Here is a 25,930-nt window from a genome sequence, read left to right as displayed (position 1 = left end):
ACGAGTTGCCGCGCTACTCAATCCGCACGATTGCATCCGCCTCGTGGTAGCGGCTCGAATTCATGGCGGGCGTCACCTTCCACATCTGCAAATGATCCTCTGGCGCCGGCTGCAATAGCTCCCCGCTGGGGAAGTCGAGCCAGGTCTGGCGGTCGTGCGGCTGGATCACCGCCGGCATGCGGTCGTGGACCTCGCCCATGAACTGGTTAGCGCCCAGCACAATCATCGTGCAGCTATCCATTACCTCGCCCGTCGCGCGGTCTTTCCATGTCTCCCAGAGGCCCGCGAACGTCATGGGCTGCCCTTCCTTCGCCGAGATGAACCACGGCTGCTTGCTGCCCTTGTCGCCCGTCCACTCGAAGAAACCGGATGCCGGTATCAGGCAGCGGCGCTGTTTGAAGGCGGATCGGAACATGGGCTTTTCGGCGACAGTCTCGGCGCGGGCGTTGAACGTCGCAGGGACGTCCTTGAGCGGCTTCGACCACCAAGACGGCACCACAACCCCCAACGCATGTCGGAATAGCTCCAGGCGCCACTCTCCGTCGAGCGGATCACGCCAACCTGCTGCGTAGGGGAGATGGTCCACCGCGGCTCAAGGTTCGAAGGCGGTGCGGCCGGTAGCAGCGATGAAAAGGCGTGTATCTCCGCCCAGGTGAAATACTGGCTGAAGCGTCCGCACATGGTCCCTCCGAGGCGCGCCGCGTTACTCGGACTTTTCCTCAAAGGTGAGAGAAAGCCAAGCGCACCGAAACAGGTGGATCGTCCACTGGTGCGGCGCCAAGGAATGACGATACATCTTAGCGGGGCGCCGACTGGCGCTAATCAAGACGATGGGGCGGGTATGGCAGAACTCAAGGACTTCATTGCCGAGGCGATAATTCAGGTGAGCGAGGGCATAACGGACGCCATTGCCCGCCTTGAAGTGAGCGGCAGCAAAATGAAACTCAATCCTATCCCCAATGAGCCGGGGCTATGGAGTGAATATAAGGGTGCGCTTTCTTTCGACATGGCTGTCACCACTTCTGTTGGTGCGGGAGGCGGAGCAAAGCTGAAAATAGCTATTCTTGAGTTAGGGGCAGATGCAAAAGCGGATCGAGCGGCCGTGAACCGGGTTGCTTTCAGTATTCCCGTCCTCTTCCCCGGCCAAACGATCGAGGGCGCGTTTGGTTCTCGAAAGCCGGGCTGAAGTGCAGTCCCTCATTCCAAGCGAATGACGGAATCAGCGTGGTGGTGTCGGCTCGAATTCATGCCGGCCGTTGCCCCGCCCCCATTGTTGCCCTCATCCCCCATGCCGCAAGGACCTGCTGTCACGGCGGCGGCGTGCAAGAGCATTGACGTAACGACACCCGCCGTCATCCTAGATGCAATACAAGAAGGTGATTCGAGGGGGCATTTTGACGATAGCTATTGCGCTACAAGTTCATGATGGGGTTGTGCTTGCATCCGACAGCGCCCTCACGCTTTCGGACCCGAGCAAAGCAACGGACAACACGCTGAACGTCTACAACAACGGAAATAAGATATTCAATTTGCGCAAGGGGTTGCCGATTGGGGCGGTTTTTTATGGCGCAGGCAGCATTGGCAATTCGTCGACTTCGCCCCTCATCAAAGACCTCAGGAAGATTTTCACCGATGGTGATAGCGGCGGTGCGCACAAGGGATGGAAGTTGGATCCAACGAAGTACACCATCGAACAGATTTGCTCCCGCGCTCAGACATTCATTTTTGATGAGAATTTTGCGAAGCTCGGCATCACGACCCCCGGGACGCAGTTTGGCATGATTATCGCGGGGTACTCAGCCGGCGCTCAATTGAGTGAAACTTGGTCGTTCGTAATTGAAAATGGACAAAGTCCACCCCCGACAGTTGTCATTCCCCAAGGCGCAGCAACGGTGTTCGCGGGCGGGGACCCCGAATTGATTAGTCGGATATGAAATGGTACTGGAACCGCCATCGGCCCAGCCCTAGCTAAAGCCGGGGTAGCGCCCGCTGACATCGCTCGGATTGTCGCTGTTGTGCAGGCGGAGTTGTCGGTTGCTTTGGTCGAGGCACCAATGCCGATCAAAGATGCGGTAGACTTAGCCGAGTTTTTTGTTGATACGACCGCTGGCTACACCCGCTTCAAGCGAGGCGCGGGCATCGTGGGTGGACCGACGGAAAGTGCGGCCATCACGAAGCACGAAGGCTTCAAGTGGGTCCGCAGGAAGCACTATTTTGACGAAGCTCTGAACCCAGGGAGATGACAATGAGCCAAGACCGCGTACTGAGAACTGTCGAAATTGACAGCACACAGAGATTTCAGTCGCCTGTCATCTCGTCCCTTGTAGCTATCGCCGCGGGATTGAACCCTCCGCGACAGACGCATGGCGCCGTGACGGCTATTTTGCCCGCCGAATTGCGCTCTGCCCCAGATTCCGCTCGGGCGGGAACTCGATAGGCGGCAGCTTTCGTATCTCCGCGTATCTTCGCGTATCTCCCTGTACTCTCTCGTATCTCATTGTTTCTATTACGTAATTTCTTGCAATAGCACTCGCATCGGCTCAGAATCTGTGAACTGAAATCCAGTTCATAGGAGGCCGAGATGCCGCTGACATTCTCCATCTACCTGCCGCCGGATCTGTCCGAGGCAGTGCGTGCCGAGGCCGACCGAAGGGGCTCTTCCGTAGCCCGCGTGTTCCGCGATTCCATCGTCTCGACGCTCGGCATAGAGAGCTACCGCGAGATTGATCGGCGCCGCCGCCCCCACGCAGGGAGGGCTCACTGATGTCGCTTTTGGATCTCTTCTCCGACAAGAACGAGAAGGCGGCGGCCGACGCGCTGAAAGCCGGCTATCAGACCGGGAAGACCGACGCATATGGCGCAATCGACAAGGGCGTTTCCGGTGCCAATGAAGACTACGCCGCCGCGCTCGGCCTCTACCAGCCGCTTGCCCAGACGTTCAGCAAGGGCTCGCAGACATACGCCGACGCCCTCGGCCTGAACGGCGCTGATGGCAACGCCAGGGCCACGAGCGCCTATCAGACAGGCCCCGGCTACCAGTTCGCCCTTGATCAGGCGCTGCAAGCCGTGAACCGCGGCGCGTCGGCTCAGGGGCAGCTCGGCTCCGGCCAGACGAGCCTCGACACCATGAAGGCAGCCTACGGCCTCGCCGACCAGGATTATGGCAACTGGCTGGAGCGCCTAAGCGGGTACGACGGCAAGGCCCTCGGCACCGCCAATAGCCAGGCCAACATCTACGGCGGTATGGCGGGCATGGACTACAACGCCGGCACCGCGAAGGCCGGCTACGGCTGGAACGCGGCCACAGGCGCCGCCGGGGCCGAGGCTGACTTCCAGAAGGGCAAAGACGCAACCGGCGCGAACATCATCGGCGCCGCTCTGGGTGCCGGCAAAAGCCTCGCCGGTATGTTCACAGGCGGATTCACTCAGCCAACGGGGTTGATGTACTGATGGCCGATTACAGCAGATTCCTATTCGATGCCTTCTCAGCACCTGGCGAAGCCGTCCAGGAAAAGCGGGACTATGCCGCGAAAATGCAGCAGATGGCGGAAGGCACCCGGCGGTACGAGGAATCCGCCGCCCGTCAGATGTTCAACGACCAGTACAATCGCGAACGCGACGCGGTGAAGGACAAGCAGTGGGCCGACGAGTTTACGGCCAACCGCTCCTACCGGGATTCGATGCTCGGCATCCAGCGGGGCACTGCAGAACGGCTTAATCGCCCGAACATCGAGACTTTCTACGATGACCAGGGCCGCGAAACGAAGGGCATTTACGACCCGGAATCTCCGACTGGCTTCCGTCCGGTCGGCGGTGCGAAGTCGCCCACGGGCAATATCCCGAACGCATATCAGCCGCGGCCCGAGGGTGGCCTGACGTTCATCCCTGGCGGCCCCGCCGATCCGGAGGTCGTCGCCCAACTGGCTGGTGTCAGAGGCGAAGCCAGGCCCGGCCGACCTCTCCCGGCGATGACCATCAAGGATCTGGGCGCCAAGGGCCAAGCGGTGGATGACATGGGGCGCCTGACGGAGGGCTTCCAGGACGGCTATGGCGGCTACAAGACCAGCTGGGCCGGCGATGTCAGCAACAGTGTAGGCCGCAACTTGGGCCTCGGTTTCGGTGATCAGGGCGACTGGTGGTCAGACTACCAGACCCGCAAAAACCTGATCCGCAACCAGCTTTTCGGTGCAGCCCTCACAGCTCAGGAAAAGGGCGAGTTCGACAAGGCCGATATCAACCCCGGCATGACGCCCGCTGCGATCCGAAAGAACCTCTCTCGTCAGCAAGAGCTGGCGACGAACGCCGCTCGCAAGATGGCAACCGCCTATGCGCAGCAGGGCTATTCGCGGGAGGCCATCGAGGCAGCGCTCGGGATGTCTCTCGACGACATCGGCGGTGGCCCCAGCAGAAACAGCCGTCAGCAGCAGACGCCCAGCTACCAGCCTCAGGACATTGAAGCGGAAATGCGCCGCCGGGGGATCATGTAATGACGGATCTGCAGTCGCTTTCCGACGACGAGCTTCGCGACCTCTACGCCCGCAGCCAGGGTGGCGGCGGCAGTGGTGGCGGGTATGCGCCGCCTGATACCTCGTGGGCTGACCATCTCCCGATTGCCGGCAGCGGCAAGGATCAGTCGCACCTTGAGCCGATGCAGGCCCGCCCGCTCGCCAGCCCCGGCAGCCAGGGGGTGGTTCTCAGCGCTGGCGGCCAAGGCCAGTCTGTGGCCGCCGCGCCCATCGACAACCGCGATATGTTGGCCAGAGGCCGCAATCGCGTGTCAGGCGTGTTTGATGTCATCGAAGCCCAGCCCCAGCCGCCACAGCTGCAGGCAGGCCTTGAGGCGAAAGCCGGCGCTGCTTCGCTGCAGGACATGAGCGACGACGACCTAAAGGCGCTCTATCAGCAGACGAAGGGGCCAGGCGCCGGCATCACGCGCAACGTTGCCGCCGGCATGAACAACGCCCTCTATGCCACGGCGGGCGCTCCCGTGGATCTGGTTACCTGGGGGCTCAACAAGGGCATTCAGGGCGTCAACGCGGCAACAGGCGCGAACCTCTCCGAAATCCAAAACCCCATCGGCGGCAGCCAGTCGATTGCCAACGCCTTCGGAACCATCGGGGTCGACGACCCGGCCAAGGTCCAGGCCAACACGACCGGCGAACGCATAGCCCGCGGCGTCGGTGAAGGCATCGGCTACACAGTCGGTCCGCAGGCGGCAGTCGGCGGCCTCGCCAAGGCCAGTGCACTCTCCCCTGAAGCGACGGCCGCGGCCTTCAACCTTCTCGGCTGGCCGAACAGCACCGCAGCAGTGGCCGGGAACGCCGTAGCAGGCGGCGCAGCGGGCGCAGGCTCCGTCGCGGCTATGGAGGCCACCCCCGACCGCTACGACCCCCTTTCCGGGCTCGCAGGCGGCATGGCAGGCGGCGCAGTCGGGACACTCGCCAGCGGCCTCCCCAGGCTTGCCAATGAGGGGGCCCGGATCGTTGGCGATATGGTCGCACCTATAACCCGAGGCGGACAGGAACGACTGGCCGCCCAGACCCTACGGGATGCGGCGACAGACCCGCGCGCAGTAACAGAGACGCTGTCCAATCCCGGTGAGCTGGTTCCCGGTTCGAAGCTCACGACCTTCCAGCAGACCGGCGATATGGGCCTCGGCGCCCTCGAACGCCGTTATGCAACGCAGGATCCGGTCCCCTTCAATCAGCGCCGCGCTGATCAGAATGCGGCCCGGCTCGACGCTCTCGGCACGATCCAGCCCGAGGGCGATCCGCAGGCCATCACGCAGGTATTCCGCGCCCGCCTCGCCGACATCGATAAGCAGACCGACGCGACGCTCCAGGCAGCTCTGCAAAATGCCCGCGGCAAGGCCCAATCCCTCGGGGGCAACGGCTCGGCCGAGACCTATGGCGATACCCTGCGCACCTTCCTGCGTGATGCCGAGACGGCGGCGCGGGAGAGCGAGCGGTCACTGTGGAAGGCCGTCGATCCGGAGGGCAAGCTCGCCCTGCAGAGCGACAACGTCAAATCCACCGCGGCCGACATCCGGAAGGAAATGCCGGAAACCGCCAAGCCAATGGATGGTGAGGAGGCCGCCATCTTTAAGGTCGCGGGCGAACTCAAGCCGGTCATCAGCTTCAACGCTATGTCGGCCCTCCGGGCGCGGGTCTCGACGCTCATGCGTCAGGAGATGATGACAAACGGCCAGACGCCGATTTATGCTCGCTTGTCGCGACTTCGAAGCGCTGTCGAGCAGGATGTCGAGGGCGTCCTAACTCAGAAAGCTGCGCGGGAAGCTGATGCCGTCGCCAGCGGGGCGATGCACGAAGAAGATACGATGCTGGCCCGCTTGAAGGGGAAGACGGATGAGTGGCTTGCCCGCCGGGCAGAAGAGAGCGCCGGGCGAAACGGTCAAGGAAGTGTTGCTGTCGGTGGTGCCGGCGGATCGACCTCATTTGCTGCTACATCTCGAACAGGAGGCCCGAGCAGAGGGAGACTTGGCAGCGCTCCGCGAGATCAAGGCGTACCGAGCGATGTCCCTCTCACCCCCAACTTCGACGACGCCGCCCGAGGCCGGCTGATCACTGCCTCTACCGGCACGAAGCAGCGTGCCCGCGATTTCAACGACGGCGCGAACGGTTCCATTCTCAGACGCTCCGGCGGAGAAGGCCCTTACCGCCTCCAGAACGCGGCCGTCCCCGAAAAGCTATTCTTTCCCGGCGGTCGATCGGCCGAGAACATCAAGCGCTTCCGCAAGGCGGTTGGCGATGACCGTGCGATGGGTCATCTGCAGGACTATGCCGTCAGTTCGATGCGGCGCGCGGCGGAGACGCCGGAAGGCATCATCGACCCTAAAAAGTTGGAAGGGTGGAAGCGTCGCCATGGCGAGGCCCTGAAGGCCTTCCCTGCCCTCGACGCCAAGTTCGCTGACGCTGCCAAAGCCTCCCAGGCTGCAATTGATGCGGGCGCCAGCCGTGCCGCGCAGCTCGACGAGGCGCAGAAGGGCGTATTCGGCAAGCTGATAGGAGCCGAGCACCCCGACGACATTACTCGCATGGTCGGAAGCGTCTTCGGGCGCCAGGATGCCAGTGCAATGATGGGTCAGCTCGCCCGCACGGTCAGCGGCAACCCGGAAGCAATCCAAGGCCTGCGGAAATCGGTTGTCGACCACATGCTGGGCCGGCTGGTCTCGAATACCGAGGCAGCGACGAGCGGGCGGGCGCTGCTGAAGGCGGATCAGTTCCAAAGCTTCATCAAGCAGAACCGGGCGGCGCTAAAGCGGGTCTTTGGCGAACACGAGCTGGATCAGATGCAGGCGATTGCCGACGACCTGCAGCGTGCCAACCGCTCCATCTCGGCGGTGAAATTGCCCGGTGGGTCCAATACCACCCAGGACATGCTCGCCGCGGCTAAGGGCGATAGCCGCAAGACGATCCTGTCAAAACTCCTGATCGGTGCCCTCGGATCATCGGCCGGAGGTCTGGGAGGTGGCGCAATTGCCATCCTCGGGGCGAATGCGGTCACCGCGGCGCGCAAGGCGGGGCTCAATACCATCGACGATCTGGTGCGGGATGCGCTGTTGCACCCGGATCGGGCTGCCCTGCTGCTGTCCACGCGGCCGTTCAAGCCCGATACCGGCCCCGCTGTTGCACTGATGAAGCGGTATAGCCAGGCATCCATCACGGGGGCCGCGACGACGCGCGACAATCCGGGCGGGGCCAAGCAGATCGATCCGCTGCAAGTGACGGTGACAAAGCCGGCGAACTGGTCCGAAGCCATGCCGGGCCAAGCCGGGAACGATCAAGCCGACAGCACGGACTATGCACGCGCCTTGGGATTGAGCCGATGAGCATGGACCCGACACATTCCGCCGCCATCGACCATCTTCGCCAACCTGAGGAGGATCAGGGCGACCCTTTCATTGTCGCCTATGACGAGTTCCTGGTGGCTCGCGACTACGAGGCGGCGCTGGCGCAGGAATGCGAAGGCGTCGCCGCCACCATGCCGGACAGCGTGAAGCGCAATCCGCGCGCGCTCCTCGGAGCGGAACGCGTTGGCGAGCAGACGGTGGCAGTGTTCGCCAACAGCCACGAAGAGATTGACGAGGCGATGAACCGGATGCAGCTGGCGCCTGACCTCGGAGAGACGACCGATTTGACGGTGATCCAGTCATTCCGAGCGGCGGCACACGCAGCGTTTGACCTGGACGCGATATTGCTGGAGAGCGCCCGGCAACGGTTCGGACTGGATGACGCCCTGGGCCGGCATAGGGATGCCCTTGAGGAGAAGCTGGCAGCGCTCGACTACATGCTTTCTCTGACGCCTGTCACTCCGGAAGGCTGCGCCTGGCTGGCTCGTTTCATCCACGCCGAGACGAACGCCTTTGGTCCGCCCGACATCCTCGCCAGGGCCGCGCACAATCTGGCCCGGGGGCTCAGCAGCATGGTCTTCGGCGACCGCTTTTGGCCGAAACCACACTAGGAGGCGTCTTATGAGCAAATCGAAATCCAAGGTCGTGCCGCTCCGCCCGGCTGACGTGGCGCCCATCTCTTCACGGCCAGAGCCGGGGCAGCGGATACAAAAGGCCATCCAGGAGGCCGCGGCGCGGCAGATAGACCGGACTCAGCCGATAAAAGTGACCATGGAGATCCAGCCGGACGGGCCGCCTGTCATCGGTTGCCCTCACAACGACGCGGATGGTTTCATGGTCCATCTGCGCGAGACGTTCGGCGGAGGCTCAAACGATTTCGCGTGGCGGCAGCTCGGGCTCGTCCGGACGGCCGTCAACGCGACCGATGCAGAAGAGATGAACGCGGCGCTGGCCTTCATTGGCGGCATACAGCCCAACGACCAAATCGAGGCGGCGCTAGCGGTGCAGATGCTGGGGACGCATGAGGCCTCCGTGCGTCTCCTGGCCACTGCTATGAAGGCTGGGCACATCGACAGCATCGAGCGTTATGTGAACATGGCGACGAAGATGCAGCGGACCTTCACGGCCCAGGTCGAGGCGATGAAGCGCTATCGCTCCAGCGGCGTGCAGACGATCCGGGTGCAGCACCAGAACGTGACTGTCGAGAATGGTGGCCAGGCCATCGTCGGAGATGTCCACCGAGGGGGAGGCCCGCAGGGATGAAGGCCGAAACAGGAGCCAACCCCATAGACCGTCTATCAGCTGCCCGGATTGCACCCCGTTGCACCGCCAGGGCGAAGTCGACCGGCATGCGGTGCGAGGCGCCGGCAGTGCGCGGGCGGGCGGTCTGTCGCTGCCACGGTGCCCGCGGCGGGGCACCTAAAGGTGCGGGGAACGGCGCGTTCCGGCATGGGCTCTATACCAGCGAGGCTATCGAAATACGGCGCGAGGTTCGTGCCCTCTTCGCGGCGGCGCGGGAGTTGCTGGCTGGTCTTTAAAGTAGGGCGGAGTGGACCGTTGGGGCAGTAAATAGTCGGATTTACTGGCGCCCCGCTTAGCGCATATTCGAAATGCCGGCATGCCCGGCCGCTCTGGGAAGTTGATGTAAAGGCCGCCACCAGTATCTCCGCCGGGGCGGAGGAGCCCCCTGTAGTCCCGGGGCGCCTCCATCCGGGCGAGACCGGGGTAGAGGGAGCGAAGTGGAGCGCCAAACGACCCTTGACCATGCACCCCGGATTGCCACTAAATATCTCTTCGGTAGTACACAGTTTGCATGCCGGAAGAGTGGGAATGATCCGGTATTCCATTGGAGAACTCGCTTCCGAGTTCAGCTTGACAAATCGAACACTACGATTTTGGGAAGAAGCTGACCTAGTTTCCCCGATCAGGAGAGGACAAAGCCGCATCTATACCGAAGCCGACCGCAATTGGGTCAGGGCGATTGCAGCGTGGTCGGCAGCCGGCCTCACGTTGCGAGAGATAAAGGCGATGCGGGACATGCCTGTAGCGGAACGCTAGGCATTTCTTCTGAAGTGCCTGCCGGCGATTCAATCCAACATCGACGAGCAGTATGCCAGGCGCTGCCGTGCCATCGAGCAAGTCATGGCCATGATAAGCGAACGCCCCACCACCCGCTTGAAGGACTTCTGCACAGACGGCAGTGACGCCGCAGAATCGCAGGTGACTGAGGCTTCTCGTCCAGTGGCCAAAGGGTCAGCGCTTCCTGCACAGCGTTGATGGCGCCGGATTGTACTTTCTGTACCGGGAACATCATAGCGAAGTGTCCGTTTCCTTCGGATGCAGCAACATGTTGAAAGACGCTGGATGTCCTTCTCTGTCGTTTCCGCCGCTCTCCCCTATCGAATCGACGTCGGCGGGTTCCAAGTCCTCCTAGTCCGCTCGTCGGCAGGCCGGTGGCTGATACCGAAAGGTCATATGGAACATGGAGAGAGCCCCATTCAGGCTGCAGCTCGGGAGGCTTGGGAGGAAGCGGGAGTACGCGGCGAGATATCCGACGCACCGTGCGGCACGTTCGATCATCGTGGGGTCGAGAAGACTCAGCGTGTAGTTGTATATCCGTTGCTCGTTCAAGCCAGCGAATCATGGTGGCCCGAAAAAGATCGGCGACAGCAGATGTGGTGCTGGGCCGGCTCGCTACCGAACGACATTGTTCCGCTTTTGGCGGGGATCATTACTGCCTTCGCGGCGGAGACCCAAGCCATCGGGCTGGGCCACTAGAGTCCTGGTGCGGCTCTTCAATCCAGTCCCGCTCTGCCTCCAGTCAGCAAGGGGCGCGCCATCGCACGCCCATTGACGCCAGCTTGCGTCGGCAGGCAGTGCCGAATGCCCTTTTGGTAGGCGACCATCGGGACCGCTGAGGCGGGCTACTGCAGCAGCCAAACTTGATCCTCGCGCGTTGTGTTGGCGACGGGGAAGACCATTGAAAGGATCGGAAAGCTAAAGTGACTGACCATATCCGGTCGAGCATCGACCAATATCGAACGACCATTTCCACCCTACGCCAGAGCCAACACCTAATGCGTGTCGGAGCCTCTCAGTGCTGGGAATTAAAGGATGACGCGTGGATCGACATTACCGAGCGGTATCTGTCCGAAAACGAGCTGCGCTTGCGTCATCTGTCCAAATTTCTAGCGCTGTATGAGCGATCCCAGTTCCAGGCTGCTCAGGTCGTCTAGGCAGCTTTTGCTGCACTGCTGCCGTGTTGGACAATGACGTCTGTCAACGAGAGATCCAGGGTTCCATCCATCCTGAACAACCCGTGGGACCAAAATTCTCCCTTCCGCCCATTCCAGGCGGGGCTGTCGATTGCCGGGTACCAACATACACCAAGCACAGGATAGCCCCCCCTTTCTGCTTGTTCGCACTGGTCCAGAACATACCTCAGCCAGGCTCCCTTATTTTCGTGATGATGGGCCGGATGGCCGTCGTGATGGCTTGTCTCGCTGAGGACGACGGGGCGGGATAAGTGCTGCGCCACGTCAGCTATGCAGCGAGCTATCTGTGGTCCTTTAAAGTGCGGGTAGTGGTTGATTCCGACGACGTCGAGAAACTCTGCGCTGCCGCCGACCGAGCCAGCCGAGGCGCGGCCGGCGAGGAGATCAACCGCTTCAAACTGCCAGCGGCCGCCCTCAAACGGGTCGCAATATAAAAATCGGGCATCCGGATCCACTCTTCGAACGGCTCTTATGGTGGCTATTTGGGCGCGCGCCAGTTTGCGTTTGAGCTCGTAGCCACGGCGCCTGACGCCGGGCGCCCATTGCCCGACCTGACCGCAGAAATGCGCCGTGATGCTTGGCTCGTTAACAGGGCAAACCCACAGCCGCTGCCCGTACTGCTTCGAGATCAACGCCACTCGCCGACCGAATTCTGCCAAGAGCTCGGGGAAGAACGGGTCGAAGGGACTCACGCCGATCGGAAATCCAAAATGGACGAGATCCCAGATCACTTCCATTTCCGACTCAGCTGCGACGCGAAAAGCGCGATGGATTGGTTCCTCTTCCCATCGACCAGGTAATAGAACCTTGTGCCAGGGCAGTCCGGACCGAACGGTATGAATGCCTAGGGATTTCAGCATTTCATAGTGGCCCCGGACAGCCGCCCCGATGTGCCCGGTACCTTCGTGCATATCCTGTCGGCGCCCCTTCAACGGACCCTTGGGCCAGACTATCGACGCGCATTCGAACCCGGCTTGAAGGAAAGACCGAAACATTCGGAATCGCTCCGTGGCCCACAATAAGTCAGAAGATGCAAATCTATTGACAGCCCAAGCGTCATGTCACCGGCCCCCTTTGCCGCAGCACGGGGACGAGACCTTTACTCGACAACCGATCACGGTCGGCGCGGGTTCGTGGAGCGCCTTTCCACGAAGGCCCAAGTAGCCTTGTGCACGAATCGCCTGCGGACTCCATTGGTTGGCGACGGCATGCGTCGGCTACCAACGGCGGCGATGCCGCAAATAGACCCGGGGACCATTGCTGACGCGGAAAACGGCCTAGGTAACGCAGGCACCTCTCTAGCCGATCGGTACGACCGCCTCACGCCCCCGCGTATGTCACTGCAGTTGTTCGGGAAACGAGCCGTCCTTACCAGACTATTTGTCAGCATCCTCAGCGAAACAGGTCGTATTGAAGGGGGGCATCCATATTTCTCGGCGGCTTGCCCAAACTTCAACGGACGGCTGAATATCGTTCGGTGCTTCGTCGAACGCCCCAAGGTAGATTTCCACTTTGGCTACGTGCAGCGAAAAGAGCCGGCCGCCGCAGTTAGGGCAGAACGAGCGGCCGGCATAAGTGGCCACCTGCCCGGTATAGCTGAACTGGCTCACCTGCCAATCTGCCGATGCCAGGAAGAGCGAGCCTGTCGCTTTCCGGCAATCCGAACAGTGACAAACCCCGGCATTGCAGGGCTCCCCCTTGACCTGAAACCTAACCCCCCTGCACAGGCATCCACCGGTTCTATGTAACTGTCTCATCAGGGTATCCTTCGAGCCTGAAAAGGGGGCCCGTATCGGCTGACACCGCATGGGCAAAGCCAATGTCCGCAGCACTGCTAGGTATTGACCCAAGTCATCTCGCGAACAGCTTCCGTGTAACCAATCGCCGTTGGGAAATATCTTAGGCTATGGGTAGCGGGAGCAGCAGGTTTTAACCCCCGCCACTCCGCTCCGGTTCACAGGTTCGCTAAGCGGCCTGAGTGTTTACTCTGCCTTCGCCTAGCTCGGTCAAAGCCTTATCCGTATTTATCTCTTCCTGAAGCGTTTGATCGAGCAGCTCAGCAACATCCGTCATTCCCAAGGTCGTGGCCCAACTCTTCAGCGTGCCATAACGGGCAATCTCGTAGTGCTCCACAGCTTGAGCTGCCGCAGTGAGGCCGGCATCGAGAGCGACCGTTCCATCATATTCCTCCAGGATCTCTTTGCCCTCCTCAATGATGCCGAGGATCGCGTCGCAGGTCTTGCCGCGTGCCGGCTTGTCCAGAATCTCGAATATTTGCTGGAGGCGTTCGACGTGAACCTCCGTCTCATCGCGGTGCTTCTTGAATGCCGCGGCTAATTCAGGGGAATCGGCTCCACGAGCCATTTTGGGCAGTGCCTTCAGGATCTGCTTCTCAGCGTAGAAAATGTCCTTCAAGGTATCGAGGAATAGATCGTTCAGAGTCTTTTCAGCAGCCATGACGTCCTCCTACGTGAATTGGCGCTGGCTCAACGAGCGCTTTTCATCATCGTTCCACACATCGCGGTCCTGGCGACCGGTTTGGAACCTGCGGCACCGGCCAGGGTTGGCAACAGGTGGTTTCCCCAACTCGAAGCGACATCGATGTCCAAATTTCTCCGCGACAACGGCCTCACCATAGCGCTCGCTGCGCTGTTTCTGTTTTCCCTGGGTGGAATGATCCTGGTCGGAAAGATCACCTACAACTACGATCTAGCAGCTCATGGCCTGCCGGGGGTGTCCGCTTTTGCTTATCTGACTACGGGCGAATTCCTCTCGGCCCTGTTCGAGAATTGGGAGAGCGAATTCCTCCAGATGGCCGCGTACGTCGTGCTAACGGCGATGCTGTTCCAACGGGGATCTTCGGAATCGCGAGATCCTGACCAGCCATATCGCCCCGATGACCGGCTTTCCTGGCGAAGAACATATCCCGCTTTGGCGTGGCTCTACGCTCACTCATTGGGACTAACGCTAGCGGCGCTTTTCTTGGCCAGCTTCGCTTTGCACTGGTGGTTCAGCATGGTGGCGGCCCGCGAAGAGGCGCTTCGCCACGGAAGCGAGTTACCATCGGCGGGCGCCTATCTGCTGGATGCGCAGCTTTGGTTCGAGTCGTTCCAAAACTGGCAATCGGAGTTTCTCTCGACCGCTGTTTTGGTCGTGCTCTCCATCTTCCTGAGGCATAAAGGCTCTCCGGAATCAAAACCCGTCGCAGCGCCAAACGGTCAAACTGGAGAAGAGTAATTTTAAGCGCAGGTGAGATTAGACTCGGGAGCTTTGACTGACATGGCGGAGCTAAAGTCTGCCGACTTTCCTTGGTCTCCCACTCGGCAGACAGTCCATCTCTGCTTGGACATGCAAGGATTGTTCGCGCCCGGCGGCGCTTGGCCGACGCCCTGGATGCTCCAGGTGCTGCCAAATATCTTACAGATCGCCGCGCATGGCGCGGAGCGCACCATCTTCACTCGCTTTGTGCCGCCGCAGGTTTCTTCCGACGCGCGGGGAACTTGGCGGCACTACTATGATCTTCATGAGGAAACGACGCGCGAGAAACTCGATCCGGCCGCGCTCGACCTTCTGAAGCCACTGGCGGAGTTCGTGCCGCCGGCAGTGGTAATCGACAAGCCTGTCTATTCGGCCTTCCTGGGTTCGTCTCTCCGGCAAACGCTGATGCAGCGCGGCGCGGACGGCCTAATCATCACAGGGGCCGAAACCGACGTATGTGTGCTGGCGACCGTGCTCGACGCCGTCGACCTCGGCTATCCCGTCTATGTCGTGACCGACGCCGTCTGCGGGTCGACCGACCTGTCGCATGACGCGGTGCTGACGCTCTACCGGACGCGCTTTTATCAGCAGGTGCAGACGCTCACGACGGATGCACTGCTGGCTCTGTGGCCGGCCAACTGAGAAGGATACAGGCTCGCAAGAGGCAGGAATAGCTCGGGCCGACGAACTGCGAGCCGCGAAGATTGCTTCGCTGCGTCGGAAAATATGCTGAAAGCCATCAAACAGTGGCGTCGATGATGGAAAAAAGCCCGCCATCTCGAGGAGCGATGGCGGGCTTGGTGACATGCCACGAGCAGATAGCGGCTCGGCTGCAGTTTCGTTGGCGAAGTCGGGAAACCATAAAACCGACGTGTTCCGCGTTGCTGCCGCGCCGGTTGACGCGTGGCGTGTCCTAGATAACCAACTCAGGTCAAGCCGCGGCGCGGATGTAGACAAATGTGAACATTGGCAGGGCCAGCGCATGTTGAAGAATGTTGAAGTCGCCGCCGCCTCAGCGATTTGAATTCAATCAAGGGAAATCAAGATGGCCCATGGCAGCCTCGGCTCTGACCTGAAGAAACCTGAAGCGCGCCCGGCCTGTTGGTGAATGTTGGCCTCGTCGCCGCCAGCCGCCCCCTTCGGTCGGTGCAGCAGGGGCCACGCCTGTTGTTAAATGATGTGGTTGCCGCAGCCATTGCCGAACGTCAGATTCGGAGGAACTTCAGTTTGCCAGGCGGGCCGCCGAACCCACGGACCTGACAAAACCTGACATGCGGCCGCCATCCCGACTTGTCAAAACCTGTTGTCGACGCCCCTGAAGATTTTTTTCCAGTCACATCGCGAAGGTTTTGGGGGAGTGAGAGGGAAGTCACCCGCTGCACTAGTCAGTTCCCAATCCTCTCCCCGGCTCAGGGCGTTAGGCCGGATTTCCGGGGCGCCGCTCAGGTCAAACTGTCAGTTTCTGTCAGATTCTGACACGCGCTGTCGCGCTGAAGCTTCAGCGCGTCGATGGCTTGGCACAGTTCCCACCGCGCGCCGCGCACCCATAGACCCGCCAGGATCAAGGAAGGGACCACCTGCAGCGTTGCTCGCGGCGGCGCCTTGCGGATCTCGTCTTCCAGCCTGCCGCGTTCTCGGCCAGTGAGAAAGACGCGGTAGGGGGACCAGCCGCGCGCATCGAGCGGCAATTCGCGGGACTTCCAATCCTGCTACTCCTAGCCCGCGCCACTTTGGCAGGCTTGTTGGGAACACTTGTTCGTTTACTTCCGTTCCGTCTACGTTGCTCAGGAGGATCGAATGGAGCGCTATTTCGAGAAATTCGCCAATGCCACCGCCAAGGCCACGGGCAGTTCTCCCGCATTCCTGCTTTGCGTCGCCGCGGTGGTCATCTGGGCGGTCTCCGGGCCGTTCTTCGGCTTCTCGGAAACGTGGCAGCTGGTCATCAACACCGGCACGACCATCGTGACCTTCCTGATGGTGTTCCTGATCCAGAATACGCAAAACCGCGACAGCGAGGCTCTGCAGACCAAGCTGGACGAATTGATCCGGTCTTCGGCTGCCGAGAACGAGTTCATTGGCATTGAAAGGCTAACTGACAAGGAGCTGGATGCTCTGCAGGAAAAGTGTCGCGCATCGGCTGGCAAGGTTGATGCGTCTCTCCGCAAAATCGAGAAAGAGCGCAGTTCGCGTGCTCAATGACAAAAAAAAGCCCGCCATCGGGGGGCGGATGGCGGGCTTTGTGACATGCCACGGGTAGAGTGCAGCAACGGTGAACAAGACGGTTTTCCCCGGCGTGTTCCACATAACCAATTCGGCTCACGCCGCCTGGTTCCTGCGTGCCGTCCCAGGCTAGGCGTTCCCTTCGGGCTCGATGTCTTCCAACAGGACCTCGGCCTTGATGCCGACAAGGGTGCGCAGGGTCTCGATGACGGTAATTGCCTCCCGCAGCAGGGCTTCCATCTCTGCCGGCTCGACACTTTCCGGATCCAGCCCCGCGACGGCTAGGCGGACTGTGATGTCGTCTTCGTGGTCTGCCGGCATATGCGCCCCCTTATTGCTCAGGTAGCGACGCTGCAATGCCGCGCGCTCTGCGCTCGGCTTCGGCCATAGCCTCAATTAGCAGGCTGGCGAGCTGATGCTCATTCATCTCCGTGGCTTCCCTCGCAAAGTCCGCCAGCGCCTTCGCCATCGTCTCCAATTTCGCAATCCTGTGTGCCATGTGATGCCCTCCCCATTCCCAGCCTCGGCGGCACCAGTTACCTAGCCACCGCCAAGCGCCCTATGTTGAGCAACATGGCGCACGATTTCAAACCCGTCTTCGTCTGGGTAACCGCCGGCACCCTGCAGGCGGTGGGTGATGTCGTGCGCGCGGCCGAGATCCTGTTGAAGCATTGGCCCGAGGAATTTGCCGATACCGACCAGCACCACGCCGCACGCCTGGCGTGTCTGGAGGCATGGCAGGATGACGGCGACGTGCTGGAGGCCCGCGAGGCCTTCGCAGCGGCAGCACAGGAGGCGGGCATCCTGGCGCCCGATGAGTGCGCCCTACTCGTAGAACAGATCAGCTCTGACGCCTAGGACGAAGGCGAGCTTGACCTGATCCTCGGGCGATAGTTCTCGGCCGCCTTCTGCTCCGCTGATGATGGCGACACTTACGCTGGAGAGGCGCGCCAGCTGGTCAACGGTCATCCCCTTCCAGGTGCGGACAGCGGCAAGGGGCGTCGCACCGTCCGCTATCGCAGCCAGCACTTCCTCCGGCAGATCCTCGTCAGCGTCTGGGCCGAATTCCATTACAGGCTCGTCGGGCATGTGGGGCGTCTCCAGCCGGCTCAACGCGGCCGGCCGGATCACGATCCGCTCCGCCGGGAATGTCAACAAATGTGAACATTATCGTCGCTCGTCGAGAGAGGTAGGAGCGCCGTCCTCATGCCTAACATGTAGGGCGGGCCGCTTCTCGCACAGCATGTGTCGCCGCGGCCTGGTCCGGGAACGTGCCCAGACGCTTCCCTTCGAGCGACTTCGCCACGAAGGTGTGAGGCCCGTTCCTCCGTGTTGTTCCGATCATTTCGCGGCCGTCATAGACGGCGAGTTCGTCAGTCATGGTCCGGTCCTCGTGATGTCAACAAATGTGAACATTTCGGGGGGGGCGCTGTGCTTGTGGCGGCCACTAGTCTGCCGCACCTCCGGGCCACCCTTGCCGCACTGCCGCACCCACCACCCCCTACGGGGGTAGGGGTGGTGGTGCGGCAAATTCCGCCTCACCTGCCGCACCTTGCCTAATCTCATGGTGCGGCAGTGCGGCGCCCTTATTTATACGTCTCGGTCACAGCCCATTCGCCGACCTCTACGAAGCGCTTGGGCATCCGCTTTGCATCCTGGCCTTCGACCAGGACGAGGGCGCCGGACCCGAGCCAGACGCGGATCAAAGTCTTAATCTTGGCCTTCGCGGCCTTCTGCGTGCGGGTTAGCTCGCTCGTGCGTCCTGACCCGATATCGAGGTCGAGGGCACGGGCAATCGGCTTGCCGACCCAATCCCCTGCTTGGTCGTTTTCCCGCCACTGGCTACCGTCGATAGCCTTCTGCGCCTTGAGCAGGTCAGCGGTTTCGATGCCGGCGAGGGCGTCGGGCCACTCCCATGTTGTGACGACGCCGATGCTGTCACCACCCATGCCGAGGCGGCCGTTCCCCAGGTCCACGGATTCCATCTTGTGCCAGTCGCTTTTCTCGGCCGGCGGGCTCATGTTGCCTTTGCCGTCCGAAACTCGGAAGTAGAGCCGGCGGTTCTCGACGTTCGCCTTCGTGGCTTCTTCCTCGCTCATGACATTGAGCACACGAGCAGAGCGCGCAGCGGCCAGAAGCGCGACGGCGCCGCGGCCATCCTCGACCGAGATTTCGGCGCCGTTGGTCTTTCGAACGTGGTGCACGAGCTGGATAGCGCAATTCGTCTCGTCGGCGATCCGGCCCCATGTCTTGGCCACTCGGTCAATCGCGTTGTTGTCGTTCTCCGTAACGCGATGGCTCGAAACGAATGGGTCGATGACCACGACATCAATCCGGTTGGTGCGAATGGTCCGGATCATGTCGGCCACGACCGGCTCGGCTATGGCCGTGCCTTCCCGCGTCTGCGTCGCCAGCACGATTTCCATCTCGCGCCCGCTGTCTACGAATAGCCGGCCGGCGATGTCGTCGGCGGAGAGTTCGTAGTGGAGCGCGGTCGCGGCAATGCGGCGCTCCATCTCGTCGACAGGATCTTCCCCGTTCCATAGCCAGACCCGCAGGCCGGGGGCAGACCACTGACCGAGGAGCTTCTGGCCACTGGCCATCGCAAGCGCCTCTGTGATGACGAGGGAGCTTTTACCGACGCCGCCAGGCGCAACCGTGGTCGACAGAAACTTGCGGGCAAGATGGCGCCCATAGAGCCAATCACGCTGCGGGATTAGGGAAGGGTCTCGCAGAACGAAGGGCGTGGCGCTGATGCCCCGTGCTTCCTTTGCCTTCGTGAACGTCTGCCGGCGACCGACAGCGTGCTCGAACTTCAAAACGCGGTTGCCGCTCTCTGGATGGTAGATGAAGCGACCTTCGTCGATGGTCTCAGCGGTTCCGGTCATGTTTCGCCTTTCATGGTGTCGTTCCAATCGCCATGGGTCGGGAATGTCGCCTCGACCTTTCGCCCAGCGTCGGCCCATCGCTGACCGCATTCGGAAGCCGCGCCTTCGCCTGCTTTCCCGGCGTCAGCCAGGATGTGCAACGCTTCGACGCCAGGCAGGACCGGGAGCAATTGAACGTTCAGCGCCGTCCCAGCTGCCCAGGCGCCACCGACGCCGCCGCAGATGCCCGCTAGCGCGTTTTCAATTCCCTCGGCGATGGTAAGGGCGGGTTTAGCTTCATCGTCTGGGCAGAGGCGGATTACGGCGCCACGCATCCGCCCGAGCATCTTTTTCGGGTTGCCGATTTCTAGGTCGACGAGCTTCCCGCTGCCGTCCGGTTTGAGCGCGGTCCTGTGAACCGCGCGGGCTTCGCCGGTCAGCGGATCGGTCATCAGCGCCAGCATGGCGGGCACGCGTTTTGTGGTCCCGTCCTTCACCTTGAAAGCGCAGGACGGGTGGAACCGCAGTTGGCCGGCCACCTCAACGTTTTTGGGGAGCCACAGGCCGCGCGCCTGCAGATAGGTTTCCGCCAGCGAGCCCTTCACCGGCTTTGCCTCGTCCCACATGCGCAACGCAATTCCGAAAAGCCCATCGCTGTCGCCGGCCTCGTTCGAATTGCTGGCAGGCTGCGACGCTGCATCACTGCTTTTCCGCAGACGTGCTTCCATCCGGGCCACCCAATCGGTTTCGGGCGCGTCGGAGCGCGGTGCCGGCTTCCACTCTTCCACGCCCAGCTGCTGCCGGACGTAGTCCTTGCAATCTAGAGCGTCATCGCCCGCGAATGACGTGACGACGAAGCCGCCAGGGGCCCGCGGGTCGATCCTAATTGACAGCGACCGGTCGGCCCGGGAATGCCCCGGGCCTGGTGCTGACACGCTGTTGCGTCCGGTGACATCCCCTCCAAGAGCCGCCGCTACTTCACGCGCATTGAGGGGGAAGCCCGCTTGCATAAGCGCCTCCTCTTTTCGCGGCCAAGAAGGCATCAGCGCTGGCTTTGGAGGTGAATTCCCACTGGTCGTGCACGACGCCATCGCTGTCGGTGTAATCGACGTACCAGAGGGGCTTGCCGTCCATGTCGCAGCTACCCCATAGCGAGTAGCCTCGGGGTGGCGGGAACTTGTAGATGATGGCGCTCATGGCCTGCCCTCCGTCGCTGTGCCGAGGCGCAGGAAGATGGGGCAACCCAGATAAGCGGCTTTAGCAATCGCATCGGCGAAGTGTTCGCCGGTCCATATGTCCCGGTGCCGGCCCTGGTCATCGACCAGTTCAACGGAATATGCCAGGCGGCCGACAGCGGCCCGCGAGGGGCCGCCTTCGACAACTGCATGCGGCTTTCGCCTGAAGCGATGGATAGTCGCCGTCATGCTTCACCGCCTTCCGGCTTTGCGGCGATGGCGCGCTGGATGATTTCGCCTTCAATTGTTCGTTCGGCCTGAAGCCACCAAGCCTCATCCCGGGCCAAGTCGAAGCGCGCCCAAGCCTCACTGATCACCCCGGTAGGCACGGCGGGATAAACCCGCCGAGCCTCTGCGTATCCGTCCAGGCCGCTCTCTTCAGCGAGCCGGACGGTAGTCATGATTTCGTTCATGACCTGGGCGCGAACGTCCTGATTGGGGGTGTTCATGCCGCGCCCCCAATCACCATGTCGGCAATAGGCAGCTCCCAAAGGTGGGCCGCATCGAGCGCGTCTTTATGCGTCGTGCCATCCCAAACGCAGGTTGTGCCGCCGTCCTGCTCGACTACGCTGACGAAATACTTGCGGATGCCAATGCCTGCGCCCTGCTGACTTTCTACCCACCCGGTTTCAATCAGGATGTGACGCGGCGGGCTGTCGTTCCGGGGGAAGTTCACCACGTTGCTCATGCCGCCACCTCGACGCTCAGGACTTCCACCTTCGAGCGCAAAAAGTACCGGCCGTGATGGCCGCTGAACGCGCCCGAATGCGGCTCGTCAACTGTGACGATATCGAGCCCGGCTTGCCTGGCCTTGAACACGTAGTGGCTAACCCGTGGCGCGGGGCTCTCTATGCTGGTGGTGCCACGCGGCCCGGCTTTGATCAGCCGGTCGACCATCCAGGCAACACGCCCTTTCAGGATCAGGATACGACCGTCGTGCCCGCCGACGCGGATTTCGAGTTTGGTGACATTGGTCATGACTGCACCTCACGCATGGCGAGGCCGGCACTGACCGCCGTTACCTTCGCGGTTGATTCCGAAAGCCCGAAACGCGCCTGAAGGCGACGGGCAGCTTGTAGAAGGGGGGAGGGTTGCCTATCTTCCGAAGTGATCAGCCCGCCAAGGTGATCGATTTTGCAAAGGCCGCGCGCTGTGCACCCAGCCGCGGCCTTTCGCGTGTCTGGGGGAGCGGCAGCCCGCGCTGGCGGGAGCTTGGTCTGTACCGTGACTGGCATGACTGAACCTCAATGGCTTTGCGCCAGAGGACGGTCGAGGCTATGCTGGATAAGCGAAACTGATAGCCTTCGGCCCCGTCCATTGCGGCGGGGCTTTTTCTTAGGCGGCGCGCTGGGTGCGACTGGACAGCCACTGGCCGATGATGCTTTCCGGCCAAGCAATCGCACGCTTCGACAAGTTCACCGGGCGCGGGAACGTGCCATCCTTCATCTTGTCGTAGATGGTGCTGCGGCTAAGGCCAGTCACGTCAATGACGGCGGGCAGTCTCATATGCTTTTCAACCATGTCGGTTCCTTTCGGCAGGCGTTGGACACTGCCGAGAAATTGCCGAACTACATGGGGGCTAAATAGTCTGCAGGATTAAAAAACCGTATCGATACGGCGTCAGGATTTCGAGGAGCGTCTGCCCGGCCTCTTGATGCCAGGGTCCATCTCGGCCGCTAGACGCCAATGAATATCGAACTGACGCCAAGACATTTCTGGATGGAGCAGTTCTTTGACTTCCTCCTTTGTTAGGCTCGGATCCTTCGCTTTAAGCGCAAGAATTGCCTCTTTGGGAGGCACCGGCGACCTAGCAGATGACGGCGACTCTTCTTTTCCATCTATCTCCAAGTAAAATTTAGAAACCCAGCTATTTGGCATAAGAATTGGGCATCCATCAAATGGACGGTACATAGCAAGCTGGGCATACATATTCCGGTCTCGACCGTCGTTTCGGCCTACATCAAGCCACCGGGTACCGGTCCTCACCCCAATTTCCGATAAACCCGCGGCAGCTTGCTTGAGAGCCTCGGTTGATCGCGCCAACGATTCCAGAGCTTTGGTTGAAATGCATCCTATCTCCCAATTGATAATTGGCGCAGTATTCAGAGCCTCACGCACGGCATGGAAAACAGGTACTTCTTTCGGGCGAGAAAAAACCTCGGTTGAGACGAAAGCGTCGTGCCAATATGCCGACCTCATCGACTGCAGGCCGAAAACACCTTCAGGTCTAACGAAAATTTCGTCGCTCTTTGATGAAGCAGCCTCCTTCCGAAGAGCCTCCCCTGCGCTCCATGCGCCAACCTGAGTGTTATAGAAAAGGCTAAGGGCAATCGGAGCTAGAGTGCCGTCGTGACGAAGGACCACCAAAGATTGCCCATCCTCGTCGAGGGACAGATAGAATAGGTCATACAAGAGAAACTGAGCTGCAATCTCGATATTGTAGTCGAGGTCTACGCCCTCAATCCGGCCCTTCTCCCTGCGAACTTGGCGGGCTCGCTCGCTAACTCGCTGCCGAATAAGCCCCTTTGCCAAACTATACATGCCTGCAAGTGTTGAATATCCTGGCGCCAAAATCATGCCCCGATCCTCACCACGTTGTCGGCCCGCTTCTCGGCCAAGAAGGCTGCCCAGGCGTCCATCATCTTCCGTCGCTTCTCGAACACGTCAGACCGCGCATAGGCCTGCTCGACGGAATCACCGACCGCATGGGCCAGCGCCGCCTCGGCGACCTCGCGCGGAAAGGTTGTCCGCTCTTGTGCCCAGGTGCGGAACGATGTCCGGAAGCCATGGACATCGACGGGGAAGCCCAATTCCTTGACCAGCTTGGAAAGGGTCATATCGGAGAGGGGTTTTCCGGTTTTCGTGCCGGGGAATACCAGACCGGAGCCATCATCCAGCGCCTTCGCCTCGTCGAGCAGCGTAAGCGCCCGATTGGACAGGGGGACGCGATGCAACTTCTTCATCTTCATGCGCTCGGCGGGCACTTCCCAAACCTTAGCCTTCAGGTCGAACTCGCTCCATTCCGCCAGCCGGATCTCGCCAGACCGTGATGCGGTTAGCACCAGCAATTCCAGGGCGAGCTTCGTTGCTAGCCCCGCGCCCGATGCCTTTACGGCGTCTATGCAACCCGCAACCTCGGCATATGGCAGCGCTTTACGGTTCGCTTTCACCGTCTCTGCCTTCGGCAATGCCTGGGCGATGTTCTCAGCCGGATTGTCCTGGCGCCAGCCTTGAGCAATCGCCCATTTCATGACGGTACCGATGCGCTGGCGAACCCGCCGCGCGGTCTCGGCTTTCTCCACCCAGATCGGGGTGAGTACCGCCAAGACATCGGCCGTCGTCACGTCCGGGACCTTTAACCGGCCCAGTCTCGGGAATGCATAGGTCTCAAGCGTCGAAATGAACTGTGCCGCGTGCTTAGGATTCTTCCATGTTGGCGAGTGCATTTCGTGCACCTTGCGAGCCGCTTCCTCGAACGACAGGACCGCAGCGGCTTCGCGCTTGGCCTGCAAGGGGTCGCCGCCCTCTCGCGCAAGTTTGCGGTTCGCCAGCGCTGCCGCCCGCGCCTCGGCCAATGGCACCAAGGAAGGCGGGCCGAGGCCCAACTCGCAGCGCTTGCCGCGGATAGTGATCCGCTGCACCCAGAACCGAGAACCGTTCGGCTCCACACGCAGATAGAGCCCCTGCCCGTCAAAGTACTTGCCTGGCTCTTGCACGGTTCGGACGAGTTGGGCAGTCAGCGCCTTTTCGGGCCGGCGGTTTATCGAGTGCGACAATGCATTCCCCCTCGGCTTCCCCCAACAGAGACCGGAACGCATAGAACATTACCGGAACATCTTGGACAATGGAAGGGAGGATAACGCAGGGATACCCAGCTAATTCCGGATGTTCCCGGATAATCCCGGATATGGCGGAGGCGGACGCTCCCTCCGCCATATATTATTGATTTTATTGTCTATTTCTCTGAGTCGCCAAAATACCCGCCGATCGGATTGCGCTTTGCTGCGATTGGCCGAGACGGGTTGCGACTGTCAATTGCAGTAAACCGTATGGATAGGTAGCCTCACGAGCTATGAACCGACCAGCGCGTTTCCCATCCTGTATCGCGCTTCCAAATATGTGGCGATCGGCGAATTCTGCTATCAGGGCATCCATACAGTCGCCCTCCAGCAGAACCTGCAACTCGTCCCGCTCTCGATGGATGTCGAGGGCATTCTGCCGGCGGCGTTCGAAGAAACTTGCAGGCGCGTGCCGCTCGGCGCCTTTTACATAACCCCGACCGTCGACAATCCGACAACCGCCAGCCTCTCCGAGGCGCGTCGACAGGAATTGCCCGCAAGCATGCGGTTTCCATTATCGAGGACGATCCTTACGGTGTTTTGCTCGAAGGGCCGCCGACCGCTATCGCCTCCCTCGGTCCCGACATCACCTGGCATATCGCGACCTTGTCGAAATGCCTGACGCCCACCTTGTGCTATGGCTATGTTGCCGCGCCGACGCCGGAGCAGGCTCAGGAGTTGGCAGGGACGCTGCAAGCCATGACGATGATGGCGTCGCCCTTACTGGCAGGGATAGCCTAGCGCTGTATTCAGTTGAGCATCCTGCAAGAAATCGCCTCCGCCATCCGCGTGGAGAACACCGGCCGGCAAGAGCTGGCCGCGTCGATCCTGTCGGACGCGACAATCGCAGCCAATCTGGCCACGCCCCATCTCTGGATGTCGCTGCCCAATCGATGGCGGGCCGTCGCTCTTGTCCTTCAGCTGGAGCATCGCGGCGTACTGATCCTCGCCAGTTCCAGCTTTTCGGTCACGTCGCCAGCCTTGGAAGCCGTCCGCATTTCCCTGGGTGCCGCGCCGGATCGCGGGGTGTTGGAAACAGCCCTGCGGAGCATCAGAAGCGTGCTCTCTCTACCGCACTCCGATACGCGCCGCGCTCTCGTTTGACGTATTCGAAGGCCGGCCCGATAGAAGGCTGAACTCTTGTGGCTCGATCATCTCTGCTGCAGCGCGTGTCCGGAAATTGGGACACGCGCGGCCCATTCTCTCGCCGCACCCAGCAACCTTTGCCGCACATGCGCCAAGCCGGTCGAGACAAGGTCATAGAAAAAACGCCGTGGCCGCCCAAATCCAGGCGGCCACGTAGCCAATCACATGCAGCCAGCGACGTATTCGTACTTGTCGGCAAGTTCCGGTTGGTCGGCGCTGA

Annotated in this window: 36 protein-coding genes; 17 read left to right on the top strand and 19 right to left on the bottom strand. The window is 61.1% G+C overall.

The annotated features are described in order from the left end of the window. Positions 1-13: 13 nt before the first annotated feature. Both ABIE08_RS22595 and ABIE08_RS22590 read right to left on the bottom strand, forming a co-directional pair. Entirely contained in the window at positions 14-496 is a 483-nt protein-coding gene (locus tag ABIE08_RS22595) for an SOS response-associated peptidase (RefSeq protein WP_354554285.1), read from the bottom strand. After that, complete coding sequence (locus ABIE08_RS22590; RefSeq protein WP_354554284.1) at positions 379-681, bottom strand: SOS response-associated peptidase family protein; 303 nt, start codon at positions 679-681, stop codon at positions 379-381. The genes ABIE08_RS22595 and ABIE08_RS22590 overlap by 118 nt, the downstream gene beginning before the upstream one ends. A gap of 160 nt (positions 682-841) precedes the next feature. Here ABIE08_RS22590 and ABIE08_RS22585 point away from each other — a divergent pair, with 160 nt between their 5' ends. From ABIE08_RS22585 to ABIE08_RS22535, 11 genes are all read left to right on the top strand, one after another. Continuing rightward, positions 842-1,186, top strand: a complete 345-nt coding sequence (locus ABIE08_RS22585; RefSeq protein ID WP_354554282.1) for a trypco2 family protein — start codon at positions 842-844, stop codon at positions 1,184-1,186. 175 nt (positions 1,187-1,361) lie between these two features. Next, positions 1,362-1,934, top strand: a complete 573-nt coding sequence (locus ABIE08_RS22580) for a hypothetical protein (protein WP_354554281.1) — start codon at positions 1,362-1,364, stop codon at positions 1,932-1,934. A 120-nt stretch (positions 1,935-2,054) separates the two neighbouring features. Next, a complete protein-coding gene (locus tag ABIE08_RS22575) occupies positions 2,055-2,243 on the top strand; it encodes a hypothetical protein (RefSeq protein WP_354554280.1) in 189 nt (62 codons plus the stop codon). 338 nt (positions 2,244-2,581) lie between these two features. Then, positions 2,582-2,764: a hypothetical protein gene (locus ABIE08_RS22570; protein WP_354554278.1), complete on the top strand. Its 183-nt coding sequence runs from the start codon at positions 2,582-2,584 to the stop codon at positions 2,762-2,764. After that, on the top strand, positions 2,764-3,450 hold the full coding sequence (locus ABIE08_RS22565) for a hypothetical protein (RefSeq protein WP_354554277.1): 687 nt from the start codon (positions 2,764-2,766) through the stop codon (positions 3,448-3,450). Before ABIE08_RS22570 ends, ABIE08_RS22565 begins: the two co-directional genes overlap by 1 nt. Then, positions 3,450-4,487, top strand: coding sequence for a hypothetical protein (locus ABIE08_RS22560; RefSeq protein ID WP_354554276.1), 1,038 nt, complete (start codon positions 3,450-3,452; stop codon positions 4,485-4,487). Before ABIE08_RS22565 ends, ABIE08_RS22560 begins: the two co-directional genes overlap by 1 nt. Then, the gene (locus ABIE08_RS22555) at positions 4,487-7,849 is read left to right on the top strand and encodes a hypothetical protein (protein WP_354554274.1); all 3,363 of its coding nucleotides are present in this window, start codon (positions 4,487-4,489) and stop codon (positions 7,847-7,849) included. Before ABIE08_RS22560 ends, ABIE08_RS22555 begins: the two co-directional genes overlap by 1 nt. Further along, positions 7,846-8,481, top strand: a complete 636-nt coding sequence (locus ABIE08_RS22550) for a hypothetical protein (protein WP_354554273.1) — start codon at positions 7,846-7,848, stop codon at positions 8,479-8,481. Before ABIE08_RS22555 ends, ABIE08_RS22550 begins: the two co-directional genes overlap by 4 nt. Positions 8,482-8,491: 10 nt before the next feature. After that, a complete protein-coding gene (locus ABIE08_RS22545) occupies positions 8,492-9,133 on the top strand; it encodes a hypothetical protein (RefSeq protein ID WP_354554272.1) in 642 nt (213 codons plus the stop codon). A 501-nt stretch (positions 9,134-9,634) separates the two neighbouring features. Then, complete coding sequence (locus tag ABIE08_RS22540) at positions 9,635-9,928, top strand: MerR family transcriptional regulator (protein WP_354554388.1); 294 nt, start codon at positions 9,635-9,637, stop codon at positions 9,926-9,928. A gap of 279 nt (positions 9,929-10,207) precedes the next feature. Next, positions 10,208-10,648 carry an NUDIX domain-containing protein gene (locus ABIE08_RS22535; RefSeq protein WP_354554271.1) on the top strand — a complete coding sequence of 147 codons (441 nt, stop codon included), beginning with the start codon at positions 10,208-10,210 and terminating at the stop codon, positions 10,646-10,648. A gap of 454 nt (positions 10,649-11,102) precedes the next feature. Here the strand turns inward: ABIE08_RS22535 and ABIE08_RS22530 are convergent, their stop codons facing one another. From ABIE08_RS22530 to ABIE08_RS22520, 3 genes are all read right to left on the bottom strand, one after another. Then, entirely contained in the window at positions 11,103-11,882 is a 780-nt protein-coding gene (locus ABIE08_RS22530; RefSeq protein ID WP_354554269.1) for a hypothetical protein, read from the bottom strand. Between the two features lie 639 nt (positions 11,883-12,521). Further along, on the bottom strand, positions 12,522-12,902 hold the full coding sequence (locus ABIE08_RS22525) for a GFA family protein (protein ID WP_354554268.1): 381 nt from the start codon (positions 12,900-12,902) through the stop codon (positions 12,522-12,524). A 208-nt stretch (positions 12,903-13,110) separates the two neighbouring features. Further along, complete coding sequence (locus ABIE08_RS22520; RefSeq protein WP_354554267.1) at positions 13,111-13,602, bottom strand: ferritin-like domain-containing protein; 492 nt, start codon at positions 13,600-13,602, stop codon at positions 13,111-13,113. A gap of 144 nt (positions 13,603-13,746) precedes the next feature. On the opposite strand from ABIE08_RS22520, the gene ABIE08_RS22515 reads away from it, so the two are divergent. Further along, the gene (locus tag ABIE08_RS22515) at positions 13,747-14,382 is read left to right on the top strand and encodes a DUF6766 family protein (RefSeq protein WP_354554265.1); all 636 of its coding nucleotides are present in this window, start codon (positions 13,747-13,749) and stop codon (positions 14,380-14,382) included. Between the two features lie 42 nt (positions 14,383-14,424). Next, on the top strand, positions 14,425-15,045 hold the full coding sequence (locus ABIE08_RS22510) for a cysteine hydrolase family protein (protein WP_354554264.1): 621 nt from the start codon (positions 14,425-14,427) through the stop codon (positions 15,043-15,045). A gap of 800 nt (positions 15,046-15,845) precedes the next feature. On the opposite strand, the gene ABIE08_RS22505 is transcribed toward ABIE08_RS22510, so the two are convergent. Further along, positions 15,846-16,091, bottom strand: coding sequence for a hypothetical protein (locus ABIE08_RS22505; RefSeq protein WP_354554263.1), 246 nt, complete (start codon positions 16,089-16,091; stop codon positions 15,846-15,848). 109 nt (positions 16,092-16,200) lie between these two features. Here ABIE08_RS22505 and ABIE08_RS22500 point away from each other — a divergent pair, with 109 nt between their 5' ends. Further along, positions 16,201-16,602, top strand: a complete 402-nt coding sequence (locus tag ABIE08_RS22500; protein WP_354554261.1) for a low affinity iron permease family protein — start codon at positions 16,201-16,203, stop codon at positions 16,600-16,602. 150 nt (positions 16,603-16,752) lie between these two features. Here the strand turns inward: ABIE08_RS22500 and ABIE08_RS22495 are convergent, their stop codons facing one another. Both ABIE08_RS22495 and ABIE08_RS22490 read right to left on the bottom strand, forming a co-directional pair. Continuing rightward, positions 16,753-16,944: a hypothetical protein gene (locus tag ABIE08_RS22495; RefSeq protein WP_354554260.1), complete on the bottom strand. Its 192-nt coding sequence runs from the start codon at positions 16,942-16,944 to the stop codon at positions 16,753-16,755. A gap of 10 nt (positions 16,945-16,954) precedes the next feature. Beyond that, positions 16,955-17,122, bottom strand: coding sequence for a hypothetical protein (locus ABIE08_RS22490; RefSeq protein WP_354554258.1), 168 nt, complete (start codon positions 17,120-17,122; stop codon positions 16,955-16,957). 62 nt (positions 17,123-17,184) lie between these two features. Between ABIE08_RS22490 and ABIE08_RS22485 the strand changes: the two genes are divergently transcribed. Then, a complete protein-coding gene (locus ABIE08_RS22485; protein ID WP_354554257.1) occupies positions 17,185-17,481 on the top strand; it encodes a DUF982 domain-containing protein in 297 nt (98 codons plus the stop codon). On the opposite strand, the gene ABIE08_RS22480 is transcribed toward ABIE08_RS22485, so the two are convergent. The 11 genes from ABIE08_RS22480 to ABIE08_RS22430 form a co-directional block, all read right to left on the bottom strand. After that, complete coding sequence (locus tag ABIE08_RS22480) at positions 17,449-17,712, bottom strand: helix-turn-helix domain-containing protein (protein ID WP_354554256.1); 264 nt, start codon at positions 17,710-17,712, stop codon at positions 17,449-17,451. The genes ABIE08_RS22485 and ABIE08_RS22480 overlap by 33 nt on opposite strands. A gap of 497 nt (positions 17,713-18,209) precedes the next feature. Then, positions 18,210-19,511, bottom strand: coding sequence for an AAA family ATPase (locus ABIE08_RS22475; RefSeq protein ID WP_354554254.1), 1,302 nt, complete (start codon positions 19,509-19,511; stop codon positions 18,210-18,212). Beyond that, complete coding sequence (locus tag ABIE08_RS22470; RefSeq protein ID WP_354554253.1) at positions 19,508-20,278, bottom strand: DUF7146 domain-containing protein; 771 nt, start codon at positions 20,276-20,278, stop codon at positions 19,508-19,510. Before ABIE08_RS22470 ends, ABIE08_RS22475 begins: the two co-directional genes overlap by 4 nt. Before the next feature lie 190 nt (positions 20,279-20,468). Continuing rightward, positions 20,469-20,687, bottom strand: a complete 219-nt coding sequence (locus ABIE08_RS22465) for a hypothetical protein (protein ID WP_354554252.1) — start codon at positions 20,685-20,687, stop codon at positions 20,469-20,471. Further along, the gene (locus ABIE08_RS22460) at positions 20,684-20,914 is read right to left on the bottom strand and encodes a hypothetical protein (protein ID WP_354554250.1); all 231 of its coding nucleotides are present in this window, start codon (positions 20,912-20,914) and stop codon (positions 20,684-20,686) included. The genes ABIE08_RS22465 and ABIE08_RS22460 overlap by 4 nt, the downstream gene beginning before the upstream one ends. Beyond that, positions 20,911-21,174, bottom strand: a complete 264-nt coding sequence (locus ABIE08_RS22455; RefSeq protein ID WP_354554249.1) for a hypothetical protein — start codon at positions 21,172-21,174, stop codon at positions 20,911-20,913. Before ABIE08_RS22455 ends, ABIE08_RS22460 begins: the two co-directional genes overlap by 4 nt. Next, entirely contained in the window at positions 21,171-21,413 is a 243-nt protein-coding gene (locus ABIE08_RS22450) for a hypothetical protein (RefSeq protein WP_354554248.1), read from the bottom strand. The genes ABIE08_RS22455 and ABIE08_RS22450 overlap by 4 nt, the downstream gene beginning before the upstream one ends. Then, positions 21,410-21,703, bottom strand: a complete 294-nt coding sequence (locus tag ABIE08_RS22445) for a winged helix domain-containing protein (protein ID WP_354554247.1) — start codon at positions 21,701-21,703, stop codon at positions 21,410-21,412. Before ABIE08_RS22445 ends, ABIE08_RS22450 begins: the two co-directional genes overlap by 4 nt. 357 nt (positions 21,704-22,060) lie before the next feature. Continuing rightward, the gene (locus ABIE08_RS22440) at positions 22,061-22,246 is read right to left on the bottom strand and encodes a helix-turn-helix transcriptional regulator (RefSeq protein WP_354554245.1); all 186 of its coding nucleotides are present in this window, start codon (positions 22,244-22,246) and stop codon (positions 22,061-22,063) included. 99 nt (positions 22,247-22,345) lie between these two features. Beyond that, positions 22,346-23,302 carry a hypothetical protein gene (locus ABIE08_RS22435; protein WP_354554243.1) on the bottom strand — a complete coding sequence of 319 codons (957 nt, stop codon included), beginning with the start codon at positions 23,300-23,302 and terminating at the stop codon, positions 22,346-22,348. Next, positions 23,299-24,501, bottom strand: coding sequence for a tyrosine-type recombinase/integrase (locus tag ABIE08_RS22430; RefSeq protein WP_354554242.1), 1,203 nt, complete (start codon positions 24,499-24,501; stop codon positions 23,299-23,301). The genes ABIE08_RS22435 and ABIE08_RS22430 overlap by 4 nt, the downstream gene beginning before the upstream one ends. A gap of 462 nt (positions 24,502-24,963) precedes the next feature. On the opposite strand from ABIE08_RS22430, the gene ABIE08_RS22425 reads away from it, so the two are divergent. Both ABIE08_RS22425 and ABIE08_RS22420 read left to right on the top strand, forming a co-directional pair. Next, the gene (locus ABIE08_RS22425; protein WP_354554240.1) at positions 24,964-25,305 is read left to right on the top strand and encodes a hypothetical protein; all 342 of its coding nucleotides are present in this window, start codon (positions 24,964-24,966) and stop codon (positions 25,303-25,305) included. Positions 25,306-25,317: 12 nt separating this feature from the next. Next, positions 25,318-25,668 (top strand): hypothetical protein, encoded by a 351-nt coding sequence (locus tag ABIE08_RS22420; RefSeq protein ID WP_354554238.1) that lies wholly within the window; start codon positions 25,318-25,320, stop codon positions 25,666-25,668. Positions 25,669-25,930 lie beyond the last annotated feature (262 nt).

Origin of the sequence: Kaistia defluvii, assembly GCF_040548815.1 — a bacterium.
GTDB classification, from domain to species: domain Bacteria; phylum Pseudomonadota; class Alphaproteobacteria; order Rhizobiales; family Kaistiaceae; genus Kaistia; species Kaistia defluvii_A.
The sequence above is the reverse complement of the archived record's forward strand: the minus strand, read 5'-3'. Positions and strand labels throughout refer to the sequence as shown.